This is a genomic window from Paratractidigestivibacter sp., from assembly GCF_052362415.1.
Taxonomy (GTDB): Bacteria; Actinomycetota; Coriobacteriia; order Coriobacteriales; family Atopobiaceae; genus Paratractidigestivibacter.
The window spans coordinates 1-5710 of sequence record NZ_DAWEMK010000092.1 but is presented as its reverse complement, the minus strand read 5'-3'; the positions used below and the strand labels follow the sequence as shown (position 1 = coordinate 5710).

At 62.3% G+C, this 5710-nt stretch carries 7 protein-coding genes and 1 pseudogene; 5 read left to right on the top strand and 3 right to left on the bottom strand.

Translation table 11 applies throughout. From position 1 onward, the window contains the following. Positions 1 to 54 precede the first annotated feature (54 nt). Both ACT84W_RS08495 and ACT84W_RS08490 read left to right on the top strand, forming a co-directional pair. On the top strand, positions 55 to 708 hold the full coding sequence (locus ACT84W_RS08495; protein ID WP_444328894.1) for a hypothetical protein: 654 nt from the start codon (positions 55 to 57) through the stop codon (positions 706 to 708). Further along, positions 675 to 1004, top strand: a complete 330-nt coding sequence (locus ACT84W_RS08490) for a response regulator transcription factor (RefSeq protein WP_444328893.1) — start codon at positions 675 to 677, stop codon at positions 1002 to 1004. Before ACT84W_RS08495 ends, ACT84W_RS08490 begins: the two co-directional genes overlap by 34 nt. Before the next feature lie 77 nt (positions 1005 to 1081). Here ACT84W_RS08490 and ACT84W_RS08485 read toward each other — a convergent pair whose 3' ends face one another. After that, complete coding sequence (locus ACT84W_RS08485) at positions 1082 to 1405, bottom strand: hypothetical protein (protein WP_417576437.1); 324 nt, start codon at positions 1403 to 1405, stop codon at positions 1082 to 1084. Positions 1406 to 1427: 22 nt separating this feature from the next. On the opposite strand from ACT84W_RS08485, the gene ACT84W_RS08480 reads away from it, so the two are divergent. Together ACT84W_RS08480 and ACT84W_RS08475 are read left to right on the top strand one after the other, a co-directional pair. Beyond that, a complete protein-coding gene (locus tag ACT84W_RS08480) occupies positions 1428 to 1901 on the top strand; it encodes a cupin domain-containing protein (protein WP_444328892.1) in 474 nt (157 codons plus the stop codon). 2 nt (positions 1902 to 1903) lie between these two features. Beyond that, a complete protein-coding gene (locus ACT84W_RS08475; protein ID WP_444328890.1) occupies positions 1904 to 2401 on the top strand; it encodes a flavodoxin in 498 nt (165 codons plus the stop codon). A 278-nt stretch (positions 2402 to 2679) separates the two neighbouring features. Here the strand turns inward: ACT84W_RS08475 and ACT84W_RS08470 are convergent, their stop codons facing one another. Further along, entirely contained in the window at positions 2680 to 3240 is a 561-nt protein-coding gene (locus ACT84W_RS08470) for a DNA-3-methyladenine glycosylase I (RefSeq protein WP_444328889.1), read from the bottom strand. A 789-nt stretch (positions 3241 to 4029) separates the two neighbouring features. Between ACT84W_RS08470 and ACT84W_RS08465 the strand changes: the two are divergent. Then, positions 4030 to 4956 (top strand): annotated as a pseudogene (locus tag ACT84W_RS08465) (diguanylate cyclase domain-containing protein). Here ACT84W_RS08465 and ACT84W_RS08460 read toward each other — a convergent pair. Further along, positions 4938 to 5555: an EFR1 family ferrodoxin gene (locus tag ACT84W_RS08460; RefSeq protein WP_444328897.1), complete on the bottom strand. Its 618-nt coding sequence runs from the start codon at positions 5553 to 5555 to the stop codon at positions 4938 to 4940. The pseudogene ACT84W_RS08465 and the gene ACT84W_RS08460 sit on opposite strands and share 19 nt — an antisense overlap. Positions 5556 to 5710 lie beyond the last annotated feature (155 nt).

Here is a 5710-nt window from a genome sequence, read left to right as displayed (position 1 = left end):
CGAGGAAGGCTCGCTGCGCCTCGTGCTCCGCGTCCGCTCGGGAGGCGAGCGCCCATGACGCCCCCGCCCCTCAACGACGCCTGTCTGGCCATCCTGCTCGCATGCGAGCTCCTCGGCGCCGCGGCGCAGACGGTGCACCTGCCGCTCCTGTTGGCGAGGCGCGGAGGTGCGGAAGGGCGCCTCGGCGCGGCCTTCGAGCTCCTCGTCGCCGCGCACCTGTACATGGCGGTCGACTTCACCTGCTGCTGCGCATTCGTGGGAAACCCCTACCTCGCTCCCGTGGCCCTCGGCGCCGGTTGGTCGTGGCGCCTGTGGGCGAACGCCGCGGCATTCGCCTGCGGCGCCGCGCTGGCCGTCAGAAAGAAGGACCCCCTCGACCTTATGGCGGCGGCGCTCCTCGCGCTCTGCGCGCCGCCCGCCATGGAAGCGCTCGGGGGCGTCTGGAACCTCGTCGCCCTCGTCGACGCGCCGTTCTTCCTCGCTCGGGCGCTCCTCGCCCTCGTCGGCGACGTCCAGCGACACAAAAGCGAGCTCACCCGCTTCTCCATCGCCGAGACCATGAACACGGTGCCCGTGGGCGCCCTGGTCGTCGACGCGGGCGGGAGGTCCTTGTTGCTCAACGACTCGATGCGGGCGCTGCTGCGGGACCTCGGGCTCAGGCGAGGAACGCCGGCGTGGACAGCTTCGTCTACAAAAGCGCGGGCATAGGCGAGCTTCTCTCCGTCATCCGCAGCACGCTCGCCGGCTACTCGACGTTCCCCGCGCCCGTCGACTCGGTCTTCTCGGGGGCGAGCGCCCTCACCGAGGAGGAGATCCAGATCCTGCGGCTGGTGTGCGAGGCGAAGACCCGGCGGGAGATCGCCGCCGAGCTCTACCTCTCTGAGGGCACGGTCAAGCGGCGCATCGGCGAGATCCTCGCAAAGACGGGCTACGGCAACATCCTGCGCCTCGCCGTCCACGCCGTCGCCGAGGGCAGCATCGTCCCCGGCATCAAGGAAGAATAAGGGCGCGGCGTGCGGCGGGGCGGCAAGAGGGGCCTCCCCCTCGCCGCCCCGCCGCGCGTTTGGGGCAATCGCGCCCGCTACTTGCCGAAGTCGGCGACCACCTCGTCGAACTTGATCTCGCAAGCTTTCTGGTAGTCGTCCTTGACGGTCTTCTCGTCGTTGGGGACGAAGCTGTCCAGGTACGCTTTCGCATCGGCGGAGTCGGGCTCGAGGCCCTCGAGGGTCACCCGGACACAGCCCGCCTCGCCCACGTCAGACAAGAGCTCGTAGCTCGCATCGCCGCTCTTTTCGGCCTTTTTTGCCACGAGCCAGGTACGGCCGTTGCGCGAGACGGTCCCCGCGTCCTCGGCGGTGCCGTTCGAGACCCATCCGTTGAGGAGCTCGTCTGCCTTCCTGTCCATAAACGAAGGCAACTATGCCGACGTGCTGAGCAACGGCGCGGCGGGCGACGGCGCGGCGGACGGCAAGAAGCCCGCGGGCCCCGAGACCCACGGCGGGTTCTTCGGCCTCGGCGATCCCAACGACGCCTTCGCGCAGTACTTCGTCGGCCAGAGCTATCTCAAGTCGCTCACCGGCCCCGGCGACTACCTGGCCATCCACAACGTGACCTTCGAGCCGGGCTGCCGCAACAGCTGGCACATCCACCACGCGAGCAAGGGCGGCGGCCAGGTTCTTATCTGCGTCGACGGCGAAGGCTGGTACCAAGAGGAGGGCAAGCCCGCCCGGCGCCTGCGCCCCGGCGACGTCGTCGAGATCCCCGCGAACGTCAAGCACTGGCACGGTGCCGCGGCCGGCTCCTGGTTCAGTCACCTCGCCTTCGAGTACCCCGGCGAGAACTGCTCCAACGAGTGGCTCGAGCCCTTCGATGACGAGCACTACAACGCGTTGGAGGCATAGCGATGGACAAGAAGATGCTCGTTGTCTATTACAGCTGGTCAAACGGCAATACCGAGAAAATCGCCGAGCAGCTCGCAGACGCCTGCGGTGCCGATATCTGCCGTATCGAGACCATAGAGCCCTATCCGAGCGACTACGACGAGACCGTCGAGCAGGTCCATCGCGAGGTCGACGCGGGCTACGAGCCCGCGATCGAAGCGCTCGAGTTCGACCCGAGCGGCTACGACGTCATCGCGGTAGGCACGCCCACCTGGTGGTACACCATGGCGCCGGCGGTCAAGACGTTCATGGGCAGCGTCGATTGGGCGGGCAAGACCATCGTCGCCTTTGCGACCAACGGCGGCTGGGAGGGCTCTACCCTTGACGATATCGAAAGCGCCGTCGCAGGGGCAACCGCAGGTCCAAGCCTCGCGATCCAGTTCGACTCGACGGGCGGAAGCCGTCAGATCACGCCTCAGCAGCAGGTGGACAACTGGATCGAGCGCGTTCAAACGCTGTAGCAAGCGCTGTAAGACAAGCCGCCGGCCTTTGGGAAAGCAGCAACCCCAAAGGCCGGTTTTTATATAGCTCCTTTTCTCCCGTCACTTGCCCTCATCGAATCGGCCACGATCAAAGAACTTCAATACCCGACCGCAGCGACTCATTGACCAGCTTGTTTGCGTTTGGGAACGCTCCGTGCGAGCCTCGCACGATTTTCTAAGCGATGCCGATATCGAGCGCATCAAGAAATATGTGCCCCAGGCGCTCTTGAGCGTCGAGCATCTTCGGTCGCACGCCATCAGTCGAGCGCACTCAAGTCGCAACCTCGCTCATGCCCGCAGATCACGCCCGTAGCCTGCAGATAGCTATACGTGATGACCGGCCCCACGAACTTGAACCCGCGGCGCTTGAGATCGGCGGAGACACGGTCGCCAAGTGGGCTCGTGATGTGCTCGGAGCAGTCCTCGATAACGGGCCCGCCGTCCACGAAAGCCCACAGATACGAGTCGAAACTCCCCCATTCGGTTTGCACCCGCATGAACGCCTGCGCATTTGCGATCGCCGCCTCGATCTTGCGCCGGTTGCGCACGATACCGGGATTGGCCATCAACTCGGCGACTTTCGACTCGCCATAGCCTGCCACCACGCGCACGTCAAAGCCATCGAACGCCGCACGGAATGCCTCCCGTTTGTTAAGGATGCTCTCCCACGAAAGTCCCGCCTGGAATCCCTCGAGCACAAGCAGCTCGAAAAGCATGCGATCGTCGTGACAAGGCATGCCCCACTCATAATCGTGATATGCCACATAGAGCGGATTCGTCAGGTTCACCCATCCGCAGCGATGCTGTATCTCAGACATGCGAACCCCCTCCCTAGACAACTGCGATGTTTCGTTCGTACCTCAATCAAGCAGCCATTTCCAAGCTGGTCCACGATTTCTATCGCAAATCTTGCAGTGTAGCTTTGCAAGATTTGCCATTTTCGGAGCGCGCAAGCGCTTCCCATCATTTCGCGCGCCGCAAAGACGGCACGTGGCACTTGAATAAACCGTGACGGTTGCAAAAAGTGTAGATCATTCTCGAACCCACAATATGGAATCGCGTCTGCGCATCCTGCTCAGGGTAGAGCTTACAGGCAGGACGCGTCCGGATTCGTTGAGCTCATTGTGAGACAGCCCATCGCAAAGGACCGCTTACGCACCGTAGAGTCGCGCGCGGCGCAGCCCACCGCGCCATCTGTAGTCCCGCGCAACCAGGCGTTGCTAGGACCGCGGCGGCGGCCGCGCTACGATTAGGCCACCGGATGACGAAAAGGGACAGTCCCTTTTCGTCATCCCGCGTGACAATCGAGAGCCACGGCGCTTCTTTCGAAATTAGTTCGAACTTTTACTTACATGTTTTCCTGTAGGTAAAAGTTCGAACCATTTACAAAACCGCAGGTCGCTGCAAAGAAGAGCTCCTCGCGGGCCTCTTTACCTACACAAATACATGTAAGTAAATCTTTTAATCAAATCAGACAACCCCACGCTCATTATGAAAATAACGGGGAAACGAACGCCCCTCTCCCGAACGGTATTAACTAGAGCAGAAATTTCCATATAGCTGAAATCCGAGAACGATTCGGCTGAGCGAACCGGAGGTAAGGGCACATGTACGATACGAGCACCATTGACCTCGAAGACGCCATGCCGTTCATCGAGAGCGCGCCGGCGAACATCTTCTTCAAGGACACCGAGTGCAAGTATCGCTTCGTCACCGAGCTGTGCAATTTCCTCAACGGCGGCGAGGAGCACAGTATCCTCGGCAAAACCGACCTCGAGGTTCAGACGAACCCCGAGCTGGCCAAGTTTTATTACGAAAACGACCTCAAGATCCTCAAGACCGGCGAGGGCAGCGAGTACGTCAGCGATTTCTCGACCTCCGAGTTCCCAGCGTTCTTCGAGATCAAGAAATCGGCGGTCTTCAAAAACGGCGAGGTCATAGGGATCATCGGCGTCATCAACGACGTCACCAAACGAGTCGTGCTCGAGCGCCAGCTCGAGGAGCTCTCGTTCCGCGACAAGCTGACGGGCCTGTACAACCGCAACTACCTCGAGTCGCGCAAGAAGCTCAACCGGCACAACGATGACCATCCGCGCAGCCTGATCATGGCGGATTGCAACTACCTCAAGACCGTCAACGACACGCGCGGACACGAGTAGGGCGACATGCTCCTGCGCCGGGCCGCGGCCGTCATTCAAGACGCGGCGCCCGAAGGCTGCGTCCCCATACGCTTGGGCGGCGACGAGTTCTTGCTCTTCTGCCCCGGAATCGACGCGGACGGCGCGCGCGAGCTCATCGATCGAATCAAGGCTGCCTGCCGCGAGAACAGCGACGAGTCCATCACGCTCGATATAGCCCTCGGGTCCTTCACTGACAACGGGGAGCTTCCCTTCGAAGATGCACTCCGCCGGGCGGACAGGGCGATGTACGAGGACAAGCGCCTCCGCCACGACACCCTTAAATGCCGAAAAGGGACAGTCCCTTTTCGTCATTCCGCAGGTAGAAGGGTTGTACACTACGGATGCAGGTACTGACCATGCGCACGGGTCTTCGGCCCGCGCTGGATGGCGAACTCGGGGCAGCTGTGGTGGCAGCGCAGGCATGCGGCGCACTTCTCCGTCGTCCAAACGGGACGGTCATCCTGCATCTGGATCGCGCCAACGGGGCATTCGCGCGCGCAAAGCCCGCAGCCGATGCACTCCTCCCCCACCGTGAACTCGTCCGTGCGGCGCAACGAGTTCTCGTAGACCCTGCCGTAGATGCCGCCCGCGAAGCCGGGAGAAGGAATACCGGCGTGCCAACCCGTCGCCCGTGAGTCGATCAACTCTCGAATCTTCCGGATCCGCCTATCCGCCACCTCGTTGCGCCGCGCGACCTTCTGCGCGTCCGAGACGTCGAACATCGGCGTCCACGTGTCGGGCATTCGGACGCCGAACGCTCCATCGATGCGAAGACTGTCTTTGACCAGCAGTTTATTCGCAGAGCTGACCACGGCGCCGATTGTGGTCCCGTAGGTCGCGACGTAGAACACGTACGGCTGCGTGCCCTCGCCGCCCTCCCAGGTAAAGCTCGCAGACTCCAGGAACTCACGCACAAGGCTCGGCAGCGACCAGCAGTACGTGGGCGAACAGATGCCCAGTCGCCCGTCTTCCCGCTGCCGCGCGCGATGCCCTCGACGACGTGCCGCGTGTTGCCCGTCGCGCTGAAGTAAACGATCATCAAGCTTCCTCTCTAAATGACGAAAAGGGACAGTCCCTTCTCATCATTTTTCTCATGATGACGAAAAGG

Coding starts and splice junctions, on each gene's coding strand:
- ACT84W_RS08495 (WP_444328894.1), top strand. CDS start 55: ATGACGCCCCCGCCCCTCAACGACGCCTGTCTGGCCATCCTGCTCGCA.
- ACT84W_RS08485 (WP_417576437.1), bottom strand. CDS start 1,405: ATGGACAGGAAGGCAGACGAGCTCCTCAACGGATGGGTCTCGAACGGC.
- ACT84W_RS08475 (WP_444328890.1), top strand. CDS start 1,904: ATGGACAAGAAGATGCTCGTTGTCTATTACAGCTGGTCAAACGGCAAT.
- ACT84W_RS08470 (WP_444328889.1), bottom strand. CDS start 3,240: ATGTCTGAGATACAGCATCGCTGCGGATGGGTGAACCTGACGAATCCG.